This is a genomic window from Methyloferula stellata AR4, from assembly GCF_000385335.1.
Classification (GTDB): Bacteria; Pseudomonadota; Alphaproteobacteria; order Rhizobiales; family Beijerinckiaceae; genus Methyloferula; species Methyloferula stellata.
The window spans coordinates 3,789,544-3,806,438 of sequence record NZ_ARWA01000001.1 but is presented as its reverse complement, the minus strand read 5'-3'; the positions used below and the strand labels follow the sequence as shown (position 1 = coordinate 3,806,438).

General features: G+C 57.6%; 21 protein-coding genes. 20 read left to right on the top strand and 1 reads right to left on the bottom strand.

Translation table 11 applies throughout. The features are described 5' to 3' along the window. The first annotated feature begins 30 nt into the window (after positions 1 to 30). The 17 genes from A3OQ_RS0118805 (at position 31) to A3OQ_RS23780 (ending at position 13,318) form a co-directional block, all read left to right on the top strand. The gene (locus A3OQ_RS0118805; protein ID WP_020176987.1) at positions 31 to 498 is read left to right on the top strand and encodes a transglycosylase SLT domain-containing protein; all 468 of its coding nucleotides are present in this window, start codon (positions 31 to 33) and stop codon (positions 496 to 498) included. Between the two features lie 163 nt (positions 499 to 661). After that, entirely contained in the window at positions 662 to 1,339 is a 678-nt protein-coding gene (locus A3OQ_RS0118800; RefSeq protein WP_020176986.1) for a response regulator transcription factor, read from the top strand. Between the two features lie 517 nt (positions 1,340 to 1,856). Beyond that, complete coding sequence (locus A3OQ_RS0118790; RefSeq protein WP_026596013.1) at positions 1,857 to 3,155, top strand: flagellar hook protein FlgE; 1,299 nt, start codon at positions 1,857 to 1,859, stop codon at positions 3,153 to 3,155. Positions 3,156 to 3,194: 39 nt separating this feature from the next. Then, positions 3,195 to 4,688, top strand: coding sequence for a flagellar hook-associated protein FlgK (gene flgK, locus A3OQ_RS0118785; RefSeq protein ID WP_026596012.1), 1,494 nt, complete (start codon positions 3,195 to 3,197; stop codon positions 4,686 to 4,688). Continuing rightward, the gene (locus tag A3OQ_RS0118780; protein ID WP_020176983.1) at positions 4,685 to 5,737 is read left to right on the top strand and encodes a flagellar hook-associated family protein; all 1,053 of its coding nucleotides are present in this window, start codon (positions 4,685 to 4,687) and stop codon (positions 5,735 to 5,737) included. Before flgK ends, A3OQ_RS0118780 begins: the two co-directional genes overlap by 4 nt. Before the next feature lie 4 nt (positions 5,738 to 5,741). Beyond that, a complete protein-coding gene (gene flaF / locus A3OQ_RS0118775; RefSeq protein ID WP_020176982.1) occupies positions 5,742 to 6,119 on the top strand; it encodes a flagellar biosynthesis regulator FlaF in 378 nt (125 codons plus the stop codon). Between the two features lie 9 nt (positions 6,120 to 6,128). Further along, positions 6,129 to 6,536 carry a flagellar biosynthesis repressor FlbT gene (gene flbT / locus A3OQ_RS0118770; protein ID WP_020176981.1) on the top strand — a complete coding sequence of 136 codons (408 nt, stop codon included), beginning with the start codon at positions 6,129 to 6,131 and terminating at the stop codon, positions 6,534 to 6,536. 10 nt (positions 6,537 to 6,546) lie between these two features. Then, positions 6,547 to 6,972: a flagellar hook assembly protein FlgD gene (flgD, locus tag A3OQ_RS0118765; RefSeq protein WP_026596010.1), complete on the top strand. Its 426-nt coding sequence runs from the start codon at positions 6,547 to 6,549 to the stop codon at positions 6,970 to 6,972. Continuing rightward, on the top strand, positions 6,969 to 7,235 hold the full coding sequence (gene fliQ / locus A3OQ_RS0118760; protein ID WP_020176979.1) for a flagellar biosynthesis protein FliQ: 267 nt from the start codon (positions 6,969 to 6,971) through the stop codon (positions 7,233 to 7,235). The genes flgD and fliQ overlap by 4 nt, the downstream gene beginning before the upstream one ends. A gap of 200 nt (positions 7,236 to 7,435) precedes the next feature. Then, positions 7,436 to 9,526: a flagellar biosynthesis protein FlhA gene (gene flhA / locus A3OQ_RS0118755; RefSeq protein ID WP_020176978.1), complete on the top strand. Its 2,091-nt coding sequence runs from the start codon at positions 7,436 to 7,438 to the stop codon at positions 9,524 to 9,526. After that, positions 9,523 to 10,278 carry a flagellar biosynthesis protein FliR gene (gene fliR / locus A3OQ_RS0118750; protein ID WP_020176977.1) on the top strand — a complete coding sequence of 252 codons (756 nt, stop codon included), beginning with the start codon at positions 9,523 to 9,525 and terminating at the stop codon, positions 10,276 to 10,278. Before flhA ends, fliR begins: the two co-directional genes overlap by 4 nt. Positions 10,279 to 10,284: 6 nt before the next feature. Next, on the top strand, positions 10,285 to 10,683 hold the full coding sequence (locus tag A3OQ_RS0118745; RefSeq protein WP_020176976.1) for a hypothetical protein: 399 nt from the start codon (positions 10,285 to 10,287) through the stop codon (positions 10,681 to 10,683). A 51-nt stretch (positions 10,684 to 10,734) separates the two neighbouring features. Further along, on the top strand, positions 10,735 to 11,256 hold the full coding sequence (locus A3OQ_RS0118740) for a rod-binding protein (RefSeq protein ID WP_020176975.1): 522 nt from the start codon (positions 10,735 to 10,737) through the stop codon (positions 11,254 to 11,256). Further along, entirely contained in the window at positions 11,253 to 11,606 is a 354-nt protein-coding gene (locus A3OQ_RS23025; protein ID WP_020176974.1) for a hypothetical protein, read from the top strand. The genes A3OQ_RS0118740 and A3OQ_RS23025 overlap by 4 nt, the downstream gene beginning before the upstream one ends. Next, positions 11,606 to 12,055 carry a hypothetical protein gene (locus A3OQ_RS0118730; RefSeq protein WP_020176973.1) on the top strand — a complete coding sequence of 150 codons (450 nt, stop codon included), beginning with the start codon at positions 11,606 to 11,608 and terminating at the stop codon, positions 12,053 to 12,055. The genes A3OQ_RS23025 and A3OQ_RS0118730 overlap by 1 nt, the downstream gene beginning before the upstream one ends. Then, a complete protein-coding gene (locus tag A3OQ_RS0118725) occupies positions 12,052 to 12,654 on the top strand; it encodes a hypothetical protein (protein WP_020176972.1) in 603 nt (200 codons plus the stop codon). The genes A3OQ_RS0118730 and A3OQ_RS0118725 overlap by 4 nt, the downstream gene beginning before the upstream one ends. Before the next feature lie 106 nt (positions 12,655 to 12,760). Then, complete coding sequence (locus A3OQ_RS23780; protein ID WP_152428526.1) at positions 12,761 to 13,318, top strand: hypothetical protein; 558 nt, start codon at positions 12,761 to 12,763, stop codon at positions 13,316 to 13,318. A 37-nt stretch (positions 13,319 to 13,355) separates the two neighbouring features. Here the strand turns inward: A3OQ_RS23780 and A3OQ_RS23775 are convergent, their stop codons facing one another. Further along, a complete protein-coding gene (locus tag A3OQ_RS23775; protein WP_020176970.1) occupies positions 13,356 to 13,850 on the bottom strand; it encodes a hypothetical protein in 495 nt (164 codons plus the stop codon). Between the two features lie 276 nt (positions 13,851 to 14,126). Here A3OQ_RS23775 and modA point away from each other — a divergent pair, with 276 nt between their 5' ends. The 3 genes from modA (at position 14,127) to modC (ending at position 16,871) form a co-directional block, all read left to right on the top strand. Beyond that, positions 14,127 to 14,948: a molybdate ABC transporter substrate-binding protein gene (modA, locus tag A3OQ_RS0118705; protein WP_020176968.1), complete on the top strand. Its 822-nt coding sequence runs from the start codon at positions 14,127 to 14,129 to the stop codon at positions 14,946 to 14,948. A gap of 127 nt (positions 14,949 to 15,075) precedes the next feature. Next, complete coding sequence (gene modB / locus A3OQ_RS0118700; protein WP_020176967.1) at positions 15,076 to 15,780, top strand: molybdate ABC transporter permease subunit; 705 nt, start codon at positions 15,076 to 15,078, stop codon at positions 15,778 to 15,780. Then, complete coding sequence (gene modC, locus A3OQ_RS0118695) at positions 15,777 to 16,871, top strand: molybdenum ABC transporter ATP-binding protein (RefSeq protein WP_020176966.1); 1,095 nt, start codon at positions 15,777 to 15,779, stop codon at positions 16,869 to 16,871. Before modB ends, modC begins: the two co-directional genes overlap by 4 nt. Positions 16,872 to 16,895 lie beyond the last annotated feature (24 nt).

Genomic DNA, 16,895 nt, shown 5'->3' with positions numbered 1-16,895 from the left:
ACCGAACCTTCGAATATCTGCGAACGCGAGATGAGCCGCGCGGCCAAAAAATATGATGTGCCGCTGGGTGTGCTCTATGCCGTCGGCCTGACAGAGACGGGCCAGAAGGGCTCGCTGCACCCTTACGCCTTGAATATCGAAGGGCCGTCCTTTTTTGCAGCCAATGTTCAAGAAGCGATCCAGCGCTTCGAAGAAGCCCGCAAAACCGGCGCCAAACTCATCGACATCGGCTGCATGCAGATCAATCATTTTTATCATGCGAGCCACTTCCACTCGATCGACGAGATGTTCGACCCCCATCTCAATGTCGATTATGCCGCGCAGTTCTTGCGCGACCTTAAGACCCGCGAGGGGAGCTGGACCTTGGCGGCCGCGCGCTATCATGCGGGGCCGAACAATGACCCGGCGCAGAAGCGATATGTCTGCGCGGTGATCACCAATATGGTCGCCACCGGCTTCGGCGAATGGACCGCAAACGCGCGATCTTTTTGTCAGTGACTCATAATCGAGCAAATTGAATCACTTGCTGTGTTGCAGCCATGCAATGACAGCTAACTCCTCATTTCGTCTGAGGAAATTTTGGGTGGTAACATTTGACGAATGAACAGACGTTGCTAAAACATTAAACCACCGAGACAAACTGATTCGGGGGGGCAGTCCGGTGCTGGTGATCGTTGACGAACGCGAAATTGTTACGGCGGGTTATGCCTGCCGGTTCGGAAGTGAAGGCGTTTCTTCGGCGGTCTTTTGCCCGGAGGATTTTCGTGAATGGGTTGCAACGGTCGGTGACGGGGACATCTTCGCCGTCGAAGCTTTTCTTCTCGGCGATTGCCGCGACCGCGTAGGTCTGCCCAAGATGATCCGGGAACGCTCACGCGCTCCCGTTATCGCGATGAATGAAACGCCATCGCTCGAACAGACTCTTGATCTCTTTGCTGCCGGCGTCGATGACGTCGTGCGCAAACCGATCCATGTCAGAGAAATTCTGGCGCGCGTCGGCGCGATCCGCCGCCGGTTGGAAACCGAGAAAGATCACGCCGTCGTTGGCGAGATGCGGGTCTTTTTCGATGGCCGCGATCCTGAAGTGCAGGGCTCGGTGTTGCCTTTGCCGCGGCGCGAGCGCCGTATTCTCGAATATCTCGTAAGCAATCGCGGACGGCGCGTCAGCAAGGCGCAGATCTTCAATGCGATCTATGGAATCTTCGACGAGAATGTTGAAGAGAATGTCGTCGAAAGCCACATCAGCAAGCTGCGTAAAAAGCTTCGGCGGCAGCTCGGCTACGATCCGATTAATTCCGTTCGCTATCTCGGATATCGGTTGGGTGACATCACCGGCTGAGCGATGGCCGGTTAGCGCAAGCACGAAAACTGATCGCGCGTTATGTCCAGGCTTGTTCTCGCCACAGGCACTGCGCGCGGTCAATACGATAGCTCGCCTGCCTTGTCTGAGAACCGGCCGCTAGGTCTCGTCCCGACACGGCCGGCAAGACCAGGCCAATAAGCAGGCGCCGATAAGCACGCGCCGGGCCGTAACGGACACGAAGCCTGCTTCCAACACGCTTACATCGCGTGCCGGTTTGACGGAGCGACCGATCCGCGCGGGCTCGACTATGAGCCGATTGCGGCTTCACTTGCCTTGAGATTGAAACAGGGCTTGAACGCGTCGCTTGGGCGCGCTTCCGCCTGTTGCTCGCCCATGAACTTAACGTCGTGCGCGCGAAAAAATCGCGTCGCCGACTTTTTACGAAGTTATTAATATTTCGTTTGTTTTCCAACCGGAAGCTTGACCCCTTCGCGCAAGCTCCACACAAGCTCTTCCGCCTTTACTCTGCGTACTTAGACGCGGAGAAATGGTGATGGGCCTCTTCAGTGCATTGAACTCAAGCGTGTCCGGGATGGCCGCTCAATCGAACACACTGACGGCCATTTCCCAAAATATCGCGAATTCCAATACGACCGGCTACAAAGACGTCGAGGCTCAATTCGCTGACGTTGTCAGCAGCGCCAGCCCGACCAGTTTCAATGGTGCCGGAGTCACGACGAATTTCGCTTATCTCAATTCCGAGCAGGGCGGTTTCTCGTCGACGAATACGAACACCGATCTCGCCGTCAGCGGAAACGGGTTCTTCGCCGTTCAAGATGCGGCCGGCAATAAATTCTTGACGCGCGACGGTTCGTTCACACCGGATTCCTCGGGCAATCTCGTCAACTCCGCCGGCTATACGCTCTTGGGCTATAGCCTCGCGGCGGGAGCGGCGGGCGCTGTGGCGAATGGTTCGGCCGGCCTTGTCCCAGTCAATGTCGGTTCGGCGGCTCTGACGGCAACGCCGACGACGTCTGGAACATTCTCCGCAAACCTTCCGGCGTCGTCCACTCCGGTCGTGGCGCCGGCCAATTTGCCATCGAGCAATACGGCCCCGGTGACCTACACGGATAAAACTTCGGTCGTCACTTATAATGAACTTGGGACGCCTGTTACGCTCGACATCTATATGACGAATACAGGCACCGATGGCGCCGGAAACCCGACCTGGGAAATGTCTGTCTACAATCAGGCCGATGCGGCTTCTGGCGGTGGGTTCCCCTATACCAATGGCGGCGTCCCCGATACGCCGCTGGCGACACAGACCTTGACCTTCGATCCCACGACTGGCGCTCTTACGACCCCGTCTTCTGTTGCGATTCCCATTCCGAATAGCGGTACGGGCACTCAGACGCTCAACTTGAATATCGCCGGGATGACGCAGCTCGATGCGGCCTACACGCCTACGACGGCGACTGTGAATGGCAATGCTCCAAGCGGCGTCACCGGGGTGAGCATCTCTGCCGATGGCACGATGTCGGCCGTTTATGCCAACGGAGCGACAGTCCCTATTTTCGATATTCCGCTTGGCAATGTGCCGAGCCCCGACAGTCTGGTCCCCATCTCGGGAAATGTCTGGCAGGCGAACGCCCTCTCCGGCGACGTGGTCTATGGAACGCCGGGACAGGGAGGTCTCGGTTCGCTGAAGTCTTCAACTTTGGAATTGTCGACCACCGATCTTGCAACCCAGTTGACCAATATGATCCAGGCGCAGAGCGGGTATGAAGCGAACTCGAAAGTGTTCCAAACGAGTTCCAGCCTTCTAAGTGAGCTCGTCAATATGTTGAAGTGATGCTGTCTACCATCTCTTCGTATCTATAGAGCCCGTACCATGAGCCTCGCAACAGCTACAAATATCGCTCAATCCGCTTTGAATGCGGTCACTGCCCAAACGCAGGTTCTGACGCGCAATATAGCGAATGCGAACGATACTGGAACTTTTAACACCAAAACCGCCAATGTCGCGACGACGACCAATGGCGGCGCGCAAGTCGTCTCGGTCACGCGCGTCCAAAATCAGACGCTCTTCGACAATATGCTGAATGCGACCGCGTCTTCGGCGACACAAACTGCGATTTCGAACGGTCTGACACAGCTCGAGGCAACTGTCGGCGCGACGAGTGACGGGTCGGCTTCTCAATCGCCATCGACACTGCTGAGCAATTTCACGAATGCGCTGCAATCTTACCAGGCATCGCCGAGCGACTCAGCCTTGGCGGATGCGGCCGTCAGTTCGGCGCAGACGCTCGCGCAATCTTTAAACAGCGCCACTTCGACCGTGCAAGGCGTTCGCGAACAAGCGGATGCCAGCATGAGTCAGTCGGTCAGTCAGATCAACTCGTTGTTGCAGCAATTTCAAACCGTGAACGCGCAGATCACGAGCGGGACTTTGGCTGGCACCGACGTGACGGACGCGGAGGACAGCCGCGATTCGATCCTGACGCAACTCTCTCAGCAGATCGGCATTACGACGGTCGGCGGTCCGAACAACAGCATGAATATCTATACCGACAGCGGCGTCACCTTGTTTCAAGGAACGGCCCGCACGGTGACATTCAATCCAACTGCCGCCTATACGTCTTCGACCACCGGCAATGCAGTATTCGTCGACGGCGTTCCGATCACTGGAAGTGGCTCGACGATGCCGATCCAATCCGGGGCTCTCGCAGGCCTTGCGAATTTGCGGGACAATGTCGCAGTCACTTATCAGTCTCAATTGGACTCGATCGCGGGCAATTTGATCGGCGCCTTCGCCGAGACCGACCAGAGCGGAGGCGGCGGGGCGACGCAGCCGGGTCTGTTTACGACTCCAGGCGCAACCGGGATGCCCGCGAGCGACACGGGACTGGCCGGCACGATCGAAGTGAATGCGAGCGTTGATCCAAACCAAGGCGGAAATGCCTTGCTCTTGCGCGATGGCGGCATTTCCGATCCGTCGGGCACGGCCTACACTTATAATACATCCGGTGATGCCAGTTACAACGGCAGGCTCAATCAGCTCTTGAGCAATCTTTCGGCGACGGCGACATTTGATCCTGCTGGAGGCATCGGAACGAGCAATACATTGAGCAACTATGCGACCGCTTCCGTAAGCTGGCTCGAAGGCCAAAGATCGGATGCGTCCTCTGCCGGCACATATCAGAGCACCTTGCTGAGCCAGGCAACTACGGCTCTTTCGAATACGACCGGCGTCAATATCGACAGTCAAATGTCGCAAATGCTGCAATTGGAAAACTCTTACCAAGCGTCCGCCAAATTGATGTCGACCATTCACACCATGTTTGGCACGCTTTTGTATTCGATGGGGGTTAGCTCTACGTCATGACGATATCTTCGATCTCGACCGCGTCGCTCGCATCGTTCTTGAGCCAGTCGGTCAATACGATGCAATCGCAGCTCGCCAATGCCGAAATAGAGCTCTCAACGGGACAAGATGCGGACGTGGGTCTTTCCCTCGGCGCGTCGACAGGCGGCGCCATTTCGTTGCAGCAGCAGCAATCATTCATGCAAACGCTGACGACGACGAATAACACGGCGGCCACGCGTCTCAGCACCACACAAAGCACTTTGAGCAATATGCAGACGACGGCTCAAAGCTTTCTGAATTCACTGATTGCCAATCAGGGCACTCAATCCAATTCGTCCATTCTGCAGACATCCGCGACGTCCGGTCTCCAATCCCTGACCTCGGATTTGAACTCGACGCTGGGCGGTAGCTATCTCTTCGCAGGCACGAACACGTCGAATCCGCCGATCACCGATTTTTTTGCCAGTGGTGCTCCGAACGCAGCCGCGGTGAACAATGCTATTCAGGCCCAATTCGGAAATCCACCGGACTTCTCGACGACCACAGGCGCTCAAATGTCGAGCTTTCTTGCCCCAGGCGGAGCTTTCGACAGCCTGTTCTCGGGCGATTGGTCGACGTCGACCGGTTCAGGCTGGTCGTCCGCGTCCGACCAGACGCTGACTAGCCAGATTTCGAATAGCAATACCGAGAACACGTCGGTCAGTGCAAACCAGACCGCATTTCGACAGCTCGCCGAGGCCTACACGATGGTTTCGGCCCTTGGCAGTCAAAATCTCGGCTCCGACGCTTATCAAGCGATGACGACCCAAGCGCAATCCTTGCTGTCGAGCGCAGTCACGGGATTGACCAATATCCAATCCAACGTCGGCCTTGTGCAATCTTCGATCACGACCTCCAACAATCAGATGTCGGCTCAGATGACCATTCTGTCGACGCAGGTCAATAATCTTGAAAGTGCCGACGCCTACAATGCGGCCACGAAGGTCAACACTTTGCAGACGCAGATCCAGACGGCCTATTCGCTGACGTCTCAACTGCACAAGCTTAGCCTCGTGAACTATCTCTAGAACAATGTCGGCGGATCAGGGCGCGAATAAATCCATGTATCAATTCTCCTATGCCGAAGTTTTGGAAGATGATCCTCAAAGTTCCCGCAATCGGGAACGCGAAGCGCTCGATCATGCGCTCGAGCTGTTGACGGCTGCGAAGCAGAAAGGCCGGACTTCGCGTGAATCCATCGAAGCCCTCCATTATGTCCGCAAACTATGGATGGTTCTGATCGAAGATCTCGTAAATCCGGAAAACGATCTGCCCGATGTGCTTAAGGCCGACCTCATCAATGTCGGGATTTGGGTTACGAAAGAGGCGGACATGATCAGCCTCGGCAAATCCGATAATTTTGAAGGTTTGATCGATATCTGCGGCATCATCCGCGATGGTTTGAAGTGAGATGAACCTATGCATATTTCGCTGCGTGCGGGCGAAAAGCTTTATATCAACGGGGCGGTTTTACGCGTCGACCGAAAGGTATCGCTTGAGCTTTTGAATGATGCGACCTTCCTTTTGGAAGCGCATGTGATGCGTGTTGAAGAGGCAAATACGCCGCTGCGTCAGCTTTATTTTATCGTCCAGGTCATTTTGATGAATCCGGGCGATGCGGCGGCGGCGCATGAGATGTTCAACGAGTCCATTCGCAGAACCACGGAAACATTCGAGCAAGAAGAAGTCGTAAACGGGTTGAGGAATGTTGCGCAGCTCGTTCAAATGAACCGAATCTTCGAAGCTTTGAAATGCATTCGGGGCTTATTTTCAATAGAAGCCGAAATCATGAGTGGAATGGCCGTTTCACCCAACCAAGCAGCTTAAAGGTGCCATCATGACAGTGAGCCCAGTCAACTCGTCAACGTCAAGTACGTCTTCGTCGTCGAGTTCCTCGACAGCATCGACGCCCACTGTCAATTATAATGAGTTTTTGCAACTGCTGATCGCCGAGCTGAAAAATCAGGATCCGACCCAGCCAACCGATCCGACTCAATATATGAGCCAGCTCGCATCGTTTTCGCAGGTTGAGCAGCAGGTGCAGACCAATACGACGCTGAGCGCCATGCTCACCTCTTCGACGCTGTCTCAAGCCGACAGCCTCATCGGAAAAAATGTGGCGTCGGCGGATGGCAAGACGAGCGGCACTGTCGCATCGGTGACGATCGCAAGCGACGGAACGGCGACGGCGACACTGACGAACGGAAGCACGATGTCGCTTGCCAATGGCATAACGATCAGCAATCCGACGGCGTCTCAATGAACGAAGCCGACGCTCTCGAAATTATCCGCTCCGCGGTTTGGACGATCATTCTAGGCTCCGGGCCGGCGGTCGGGACCGCCATGGGCGTCGGCGTGGTCATCGCGCTGTTTCAGGCTTTGACGCAAATCCAAGAGATGACGCTGACCTTCGTTCCGAAAATTCTGGCGATTTTCGTCGTCATGACTTTGGCCGCGCCATTTATTGGTGGGCAAGTTTATGCTTTTACCGAGCAGGTCTATTCCCGGATTGAAAAGGGCTATTGAGCCCTGGTCTGGTGGCGCCTCGCCGAACCGCCACCTTGGCACAAGCTTCAACTTGCACAAAGGCTCATGAACCGCGGCGTTGGGCGACAGCCCTCGCCGGCCGAAAGTGGACTTTGGTCTTCCCGCCCGGCACATCGCGCCGGAGGGATTCGGCCGGGGCTTTGACGCCGCGGCGTGAATAGAGCAAAGCGCGGGAGACCATGGCGGAAGCCTTATTGACCAGCTCCGCCGTCGCGGATCCAAAGAGCCGGCGCGATATCGGCTTTGCCATCGGCATTGTCGCGATCCTGTCCATCTTCTTCCTGCCGGTCCCGGCCTTTCTGATCGATCTCGGTCTGGCGTTTTCGATCGCTATGTCCGTGCTGGTCCTGATGGTCGCCTTGTGGATCCAGCGGCCGCTCGATTTTTCCGCGTTCCCGACGATCCTGCTGGTCGTGACTCTCTTGCGTCTTGCGCTCAATATCGCGACGACGCGTCTCATCCTCTCGCACGGACCGGAGGGCGTGACGGCGGCCGGCTATATCATCGGCGGCTTTTCAAAGCTCGTGATGAGCGGCGATTTCGTGATCGGTCTGATCGTCTTCGCGATCTTGATGACCGTCAATTTCGTCGTGATCACCAAGGGTGCCACGCGTATCGCCGAGGTTGGAGCGAGGTTTACGCTCGACGCCATACCCGGCAAGCAGATGGCCATCGATGCGGATCTGAACGCCGGTCTGATCGACGACAAGGAAGCACAGCGCCGCCGGCGGGAGCTTGAAGAAGAAAGCTCCTTCTTCGGTTCGATGGACGGCGCTTCCAAATTCGTGCGCGGCGATGCGATCGCCGGCATCATCATTCTGGCCGTGAATATTTTTGGCGGCATCGTCATCGGCACGACCCGCCACAACATGCCGCTTAGCGAAGCGGCCGATGTGTTCACCAAGCTTTCGGTCGGCGACGGTCTCGTATCGCAGGTGCCGGCCCTGATCGTTTCGTTGGCCGCCGCCTTGCTCGTGTCAAAGGGCGGAACCCGCGGCTCGACAGAGCAGGCGGTTCTGAGCCAGCTCATCAAATATCCGCGTGCGCTCTTCGTCGCAGCTCTGCTGATGGTGCTTCTGGCACTCATCCCAGGGCTGCCGTTTCTGCCTTTCGCCTTGCTTGGCGGCGTCTTCGCTTCGCTCGGCTATGTGGTCCCGCTTCGCCGGATGCGGGCCGAGGCGGAAGAATCTTCGAAGATCGCCGAGGTCGAAGCACGTGTGCAAAAAGAAGCAAAGGAATCCGTCAAAGAATCCTTGAAAACGTCGGAGATCGAACTTTGCCTCGGCAAACAGCTCGCGGGGAGGCTGCTGACCAGCCAGAGCGAGCTCGCGCATCGCGTCGCAAAGATGCGCCGCAAATTCGCCAAGCAATATGGCTTCGTCGTTCCCGAAATCAAACTGTCGGACAGCCTTACGATCCCCTCGAAGTCCTATCAGATCAAAATTCACGGAACTATCGTCGCCATGCAGGAGATGCGAATCGGCGATCTGATGGTCATCATCGGCGACGGTCATGAGCCGGATGTGCCTGGTGACCCGGTGCGCGAACCGGCGTTCGGCATGAAGGCCGTCTGGGTTTCGGAAGCCTTCACCGGCGAGCTCAAGCGCAATGGCTTCAATCCGATCGATAATCTCTCGGTGATGCTCACGCATCTCAGCGAAGTCATCCGCAATAACCTGTCGCAGCTTCTCTCTTACAAGGACATGCGCGCGCTGTTTGACCGTCTCGGTCCGGAATATAAGCGGCTGATCGACGATATATGCCCCGGACAGATTTCCTACTCTGGCTTGCAGGCCGTTTTAAAGCTTCTGCTCGCCGAGCGCGTTTCCATTCGAAACCTGCATTTGATTCTCGAAGCGATCGCGGAGATCGCGCCGCATGTGCGGCGGGCGGAACAGGTCGCCGAACATGTCCGCATGCGCATCGCGCAGCAGATCTGCGGCGATTTGATGGATAATAATGTGCTGAAAGTTCTGCGTCTCGGCAATCGATGGGATCTGACCTTTCATCAAAGCCTGAAGCGGGATGCGAAAGGCGACATCATCGAATTCGACCTCGATCCGGCCATGGTCGAGCAATTCGGCACGGAAGCCTCGGCGGCGATCCGCGAGCGGATGGATCAGGGTCATAATTTTGTGCTCGTCGCGACCCCGGAAGCGCGGCCTTATGTGCGCATGGTGGTAGAACGCCTCTTTGCGACGCTTCCGGTTCTGTCGCATCTTGAAATCGCGCGGGGAATCGAGATCAAATCGCTCGGCTCCATCTCATGACGGATATTGGTTCCAACGCGGTTTTGTCGGTTTTCGTCCTGTTCTGCCGCATCGGCTCTTGTCTCATGCTGATGCCGGGATTTTCCAGCGACCGTGTTCCGGTCAATGTCAGACTCTTCGTGGCTTTGTCGATCACCTTGGCCTTGACGCCCTTGCTGGGCCCGGAAGTTCAGCCTTCTTTCATTCATGCTTCGGCCATCGAACTCATCAAGCTTCTTCTATCGGAAGTGTTGATCGGCATTTTGATCGGCTTTCTCGGGCGGATTTTTTTCGCGGCGCTCGAAACTTTGGCGACTTCGATCGCGATGGGCATTGGCCTTTCGAGCGCGCTTGGCGCGCCGATCGACGAGATGGAGCCTTTGCCTGCCATTTCGACCCTGATTACATTGACGGCGACGGTCTTGCTGTTTGTGATGGATCTGCATTGGGAGATCCTGCATGGCATCGTCGCGTCATATCAGGCCCTTCCGGTGTCCACCGGATTCGGAGCGCAATTCGGTCTCATTCAGATCGCCGATTGCCTGTCTAAAGCCTTCTTTCTTTCGTTGCGGGTGAGTTCGCCCTTCATCGCCTTCGCGATCATCGTGAACCTCTCGGTGGGACTGACGAACAAGCTCACGCCGCAGATTCCGATTTTCTTCATATCGGCGCCTTTCATCGTCGCCGGCGGCCTTTTTCTTTTCTACTTCAGCTTCAAGCAATTTATCGAATTGTTCATGGCGGGCTTTGAGACCTGGCTTCGGACGGGGTGACGTCAAGTGGCGAATCGTCTTCGCGCCGTGCAGCGCATCCTTTCGGTGCAAGCCCAGCTCCATCGCCTGGCGCAATGGAAGCTTGCCGGGCTTGAACGGCGGGAAGACGCCTTGCAGGCACGCCACGAGAGCCTGCTTCGCTTCGTCGATGAGGATGGGGCCTATGCGGCTTTGTTTGGCAATGCCCTGATGCGGCGGCTGCGCAGCATCAGCGAGGAAAAAGCCCAGGTCTCGACGGCGAAACAAGAGCAAGCGGACAAGACTCTCGAGGAGTTGCGCCGCGTCGGCCAGATGCAGCGTATGGGCGACGAGCTTGAAGACGAGGCGCGGCAAGAGCGCGAACGCCAGGAGCTCCGAGAAATTCTCGAACTACTTGGCCACCGCCGCCACGCAAGCCCCCGGTAAGCTTGGTCCGTCACCCTGAGCAGTACTACTTACGCCTGTGAGGGATCGTCTTTGTCCATTCAGCCGCCTTCAGATATTGTTCTCGATGTGGCGCAAGCGGCGGATCCGGTGAAATCCATGGCCGCTTCGCAACGGCTCGTACAGATGGGCGCCCCCGACGCGGCCGGCGGCGATTTCTCCGGCGTTCTCGAGAATCTGTCCCCGCCCTTGGAGAATACGGCCGATCTGCGGACGCGATTGGGCATGATGGGCGGCTCGCCGGGCATCGGCCACGCAGATCCGACGGATGCGCGGACGAGGGCTTATAAAGGCCTTGAGGCGCTCGTCTTCCAGAATCTGTTCGAGACGACCTTGCCGCATGACGCGACTCTGGGCAGCGGCATGGCTGGCGATGTCTGGAGATCCATGCTGGCCGAGCAATTGGGCAAGCAGACGGCGAAGATGATTGATCTCGGCCTTGTGCCGAAGTCCAAAGCGGCACACGCGCCCCAGATAAGCAATGGCCTGCCGCATAACAATATGATCGCGCCATTGCCCGTAGCCGATCCGCAAACGCCTGAGTCCTCCTCATGACCGCTATGCTCGACGCCTTTCTGAATACGATCGAACGTCTCGAATGTGTCCTTGATGCCGAAACGGCAGCCTTGCAACAGCATACGGGTGTGGATCTTTCCGAGTTCAATCACAAGAAACGCCATGGCGTGCTTGAATTGAGCCGGACCATGCGCGTCCTTGACGAGGAGGCGCTCGAATTCGCGCAAGGCCCTCTGCATCGCCTGCGGGGCAAGTTGGAGAAGAACCTTTCGATTCTCGAAATCCATATGCGGGCGGTGCACGCGGTGTCCGACATAATCGCGTATGCGATTCAGGAACGCGACTCCGACGGCACTTATTCAAAGCGGATGAGCCAGGATAGAGGATGATGGCAAGGCTTGTCATAAGCTGCCTCTGGATTTGCGCCGTCACGCTCTTGTCCGCCTATACGATGATTAACGTGAAGATGCATCACGCCGAGGCGGCCGCCCAGGCGGCGATCGATAAGACGGATTACGAGAAGACGCGCCCGATCAACGTGCCGATGATCGCGAATGGCGCTGTACAAGGCTATGTGATCGCCCAGTTCGCCTATACGTCCAATACCGACAACAAGAAGCAGGCGACCGTTCCGATAGAAGCCTTCCTTCTCGATGAGGCTTTCAAAACGCTTTACGCCGACGACAAGTTGGATTTCAGGCATCTCGAAAAATATGACATTGCCACATTGACCAAAAATCTCGTCGACAAGGTCAATGTCCGGTTGAATAGCCCCATGGTGAAAGACGTGCTCGTGGAAGAATTCAACTACATATCCAAAGAGGACATTTCGCGGTGACATTTTTCTCATCCACCGGCAATCCCTCCAGCCGAAAGGCGCGGACCTTGCAATTCGGCAAACTGACGTGGATCGGTTTGATCATCGTGACGTTCGGCTGGACGCTGCTTTTTTCGGGCGTCTCACTCGCCGATATCGTCACCCGTGTTGCGGGCCATGTGTCTCCAGCTGTCATGTCCATCAGCACGGCCGTCGTCGCGCAGTGCACGATTTTGACGGGCTTCGGACTTGCCATCCTTGGTCTGTTGCAAACGGGCTTCAGCGCGCTCAATCGCTTTTTCGATTCCGTGCTTGAGAGGACGGCTAAGCGCCAGGACTTCGATCGTTCTCTTGCGCAAGCCGAGACGGCGCCGCGTGTCGCCACGCCGGCGCAAACCTATAGATCAGTTTCTAGCCCGGCCGTTTCCAATTCGGCCGCAGCGCAGGCGCCGAAACCCGCTCCGGCCGCCGGCGCCAAGCCGCGCGGCAAGATCGTCGAACGCGGCTTGTTGAAGGATCGCGCTTATGTGCTTTTCGGCGACGGAAGCATCGAGATCGAGACATTACTGGGACTGCGCCGCTTCCCGTCTCTTCGCGAGGCGGCCGAGTTTATCGGGTAGCCGACAGATTGGGGCCTCCGTCGAGGTTTAAGTCACAATGCCGCGCAACATGACACCGGACTATTTGATACCGGACTATACGATACCGGATTTGGATCCGCCGCTCATGAGCACCGCGAGCGCCGATCAGGGCAAACGGCTGGTGCAGTGGCGTACGTCCTACGGCATGCGCAGGCGCGCATTGCGGCGCATAGCCGATTTCGGCCTCGGCGCGACCGGCGCCGGCATGGCATTGGCCTCGGTGGTCTTCGCCTTCGCAATGATGAGGGCAGATATTCCCGATCCGACCTTCGGCGGCTCCGAATATCTATTATTGTTTACGCGGCCGCTGCATCCGCTTGGAGCGCCCAATGGAGCCCCAGGCAACCAGACGGCCGACCGTTCTCCCCATCCCAACATCGATTTTATGGCGACGGGAACGGTCAGGCCATTGGCGCGCCCGGCCGATAGTGCCGGCGATGTGCCGCAAGGGCCGCGCCTCCCGCTGAAGGATTATGTGTTGCGCAGCGTGCGCGGCGGCATAGCGACCATCTCAGGCCCGACCGGACATTTTATCGTTGAAAGCGGAAGTCTCATGCCGAATGGCGATCAGGTTCTCTCGATCGACCGGCGCGGCGGGCATTGGGTGGTCGTGACGTCGGCCGGCATCATCGAAGATCAATAAATGGCTAAGACAGCGTCCCGCTTTCGGGTTCGCTTCTTCAGGTCACAGCGTAATATTTGCCGCCGAGCGTGCTGCGAAGCCCTGACCGGGTGGTCTGCCCGTTCAACTTCGTCCAAAACTGAATGCCGACCTCACCCTTTTTGCGCCAGATCACGTCGGCGTCCAGAACGACGCCTTGCTCGTCATCGAAGAACTTGATGTGGCGGGGCAGGCCGATCGGCTTTATGAGGCGCAGATGCGCGCCCACCGCCGTCCGGTCGTGGACTTGGCATTCGATCAGAAACTTGCCGTGCTGATCCAGAATCTTGCCGCAGCGCAGCCGCGTCCGTTTCCGAGGCGGGTCGCGCCGGTCCTGGCCGTTCGGCTTGGGCGGACTATCGGTCACTGTATAAGTGACCGCGCCGCTGCGCGCTGAAAGCCTATCGACCTTTTGAGCCTCCAGGATCGATTGCGGCCTTTCCGGATAGGCGAACTGCGGCTTCGACCCCCGTAGAGAAAGAGGCTCGTCCAGGCGATCGAAAGGGCGGGACATGCGTGTTACTCGTAGCGAAACTGGCCACAGTCTAGCGCAATCTGCCCTAAAAGAGGCGGGCCTTTGTTTTTATTGGTAAATAAGCGCCTGCGAATATCATTCAAAACAACTCATAGCGTTATATAAAATACTTGTCGTCCTGTATAAGCTGAGACATAAGAGTGTATAAAAATAAGTTTACAGCTTCCGCGCTAACCCGCGCCGAGTTGCAGCTTCTGGCGCTATCTGCGGTCTTTTCCATTAGGTAAGCCGCTTCAAACATAGGTGCACATCACTATGCTCGATTGGACACGCCGTCAGGGTCTTGTACCCTTGGTCTTTGCCTTCCTTGCCCTCGTCGCCCCGGGCGCATTCGCGGAACAGCCGGCTGGGACGGTGGCTCCCGCCGCCGCTGCCGGGGACGGCCCAGTCGTCTTCGCCGCCGCCAGCATGAAAACGGCGCTCGATGCGGTCGCGGCTACATGGAAAACCCAAAATGGCAAAAGCGTTCCGATCTCCTATGCCTCTTCGGCGGTCCTCGCCAAGCAGATCGAACAGGGTGCCCCGGCCGATATTTTCATTTCCGCCGATCTCGTCTGGATGGATTATCTCGACAAGGCAAAACTGCTGAAACCCGGAACGCGCTTAAATCTTCTCGGCAATACGCTTGTGCTGATCGAGCCCGCCGACGGCACATCGACGCTTAAGATCGCCCCCAATTTCGATCTCGCGGGCGCGGTGGGCGACGGCAAGATCGCCGTCTGCACGATCGCCTCATGCCCCGGCGGTATCTACGCCAAGGCGGCTTTCGAAAAGCTCGGGATCTGGTCGGCCGTCGAGCCGAAGCTCGCGCAAGCCGATAATATCCGCAATGCACTGACCCTCGTTGCGCGCGGCGAAGCCAAATTCGGCGTGGTCTATGGCACCGACGCGAAGGCCGAACCCAAGGTCAAAGTGGTCGATACATTCCCCGAATCGAGCCATGGGCCGATCGTCTATCCGGCGGCGATCATCGCGGGTTCTAAAAACCCGGATGCAACGGCCTTCCTTGCCTATATGCGCTCGCAGGCCGCCACCAAGATATTTCTCGACCAGGGCTTTGCCATTCTGGACAAATAAGAGGCTGGAGCATCGGACCCAAAAGCCGGTATTGGTTTGGGGCGATCCGATGTTCGGATAAGGAATAGAGCGGTGGCGCATCTTGGGAACGCCGCCGCTCCAAACAATCAGCGGCGATAAAAGACGAATGGGCACGTTCACTGATCTATCGCCGGAAGAATGGACGGCGATCTGGCTGTCGCTTCGCATCGCAACTGTTGCGATGCTGGCGAGCCTCCCCTTCGGCGTGCTTTGCGCCTATGCCTTGGCGCGCTGGAATTTCCCCGGCAAGATGATCTTCAACGGGATCATCCATATGCCGCTCGTGCTGCCGCCTGTCGTCACCGGCTTTATTCTGCTTTTGCTCTTCGGACGCAGAGGCACGTTCGGGCCTTTTCTGGCCGATCTCGGCATTGTCTTGTCGTTTCGCTGGACCGGCGCCGCCTTGGCATGCGCGGTCATGGGGTTTCCCCTGATGGTCCGCGCGATCCGCTTGTCCTTCGAATCCATCGACAAGCGCTTGGAACATGCCGCCGGCTCGCTCGGCGCCGGGCCGTTCTGGACCTTCATTCTGATCAGTCTGCCCTTGGCAATGCCCGGCATCGTGGTCGGGGCCATTCTGTCTTTTGCACGCTCGCTCGGCGAGTTCGGTGCGACGATCACATTCGTTTCAAACATACCGGGGCAGACGCAAACCATTTCTGCCGCGATCTATACCTATACCCAGGTTCCGGGCGGCGATCTCGGCGCCATGCGGTTGACCGTGGTTTCGATCATCATCGCGCTCTCCACCTTGATCGCGTCCGAATTGATCCAGCAGCGCGCCAACCAACGTGTCGCGAGTTTCGAATGATCGAGGTCGATGTCACGCGAACGGTCGGCGCGTTCGTGCTGAAGGTGGCTTTCTCCAATAATAACGGGATTACGGCTTTGTTCGGCCAGTCGGGTTCGGGCAAATCCCTAACGATCAGTCTCATCGCGGGCCTCAGCCGGCCGGATGAAGGCCGCATTGTTCTCGATGGCCGCGTGCTCGTCGATACAAAAGCTCGCATTTTCGTTCCGCCCCATCGCCGCCACATCGGCCTTGTCTTTCAGGATTCGCATCTCTTCCCGCATTTGTCGGTGCAGCAAAATCTCTTGTTCGGCCGCTGGTTCGCGCCGCGCCGGGAACGCGGCATCACCTTCGGGTCCGTCGTCGAGACTTTGGGGATAGGGCATCTTTTGAAGCGCCGCCCGGCACTCCTGTCGGGTGGCGAGCGCCAGCGCGTCGCGATTGGCCGCGCTTTGCTCGCTTGTCCGCGACTGCTTCTGATGGATGAGCCTTTCGCCGCGCTCGATCTCCAGCGCCGGTTGCAGATTCTACCGCTCATCGAACGGCTGCGCGACGAATTCAAAATCCCGATCGTCTATGTCTCGCATGCGCTTGAAGAAGTCGTGCGGCTCGCAGGCTATGTCGTCGTTCTCGAAGGCGGAACGGTGAAGGCCGCGGGCGATCCCGGCGAAGTGTTCGGACCTTCGGCCGTGCAAGCCGCGGAATCGCGTTTCGATCGATCGAGCGTGCTTACCATGCAAGTCGGCGGTGAGGACAAGGGCTATGGCCTGACCGAGCTATTGCATCCGGCCGGCACCATCTGGCTCGCGGGCCCGGCGGGTGACAGAGGCAGCAAGGTTAGGATCATGGTGCGTGCGACCGATGTCACGCTTTCCGCCGTCCAGCCGCGCAATCTCAGCGTGCGCAGCGTGCTCGAAGGCCAGATTCGCGAGATAGAGAGGGAGGGCGCGCTGGCCTCGGTCGAAATCGCGCTCAACGGCGGCGGACGGCTTTTTGGCATGGCGACGCGCCGCGCCATCGACGATCTTGGCCTTAGTCTCGGCGATCAGGTTTTCGCGCTCATCAAGACGGTCGCGCTCGACGAACGCACGGTCGGCCGATTTCCAGCTTAATCTCGAGCGCCGGGTCTGGAGCTG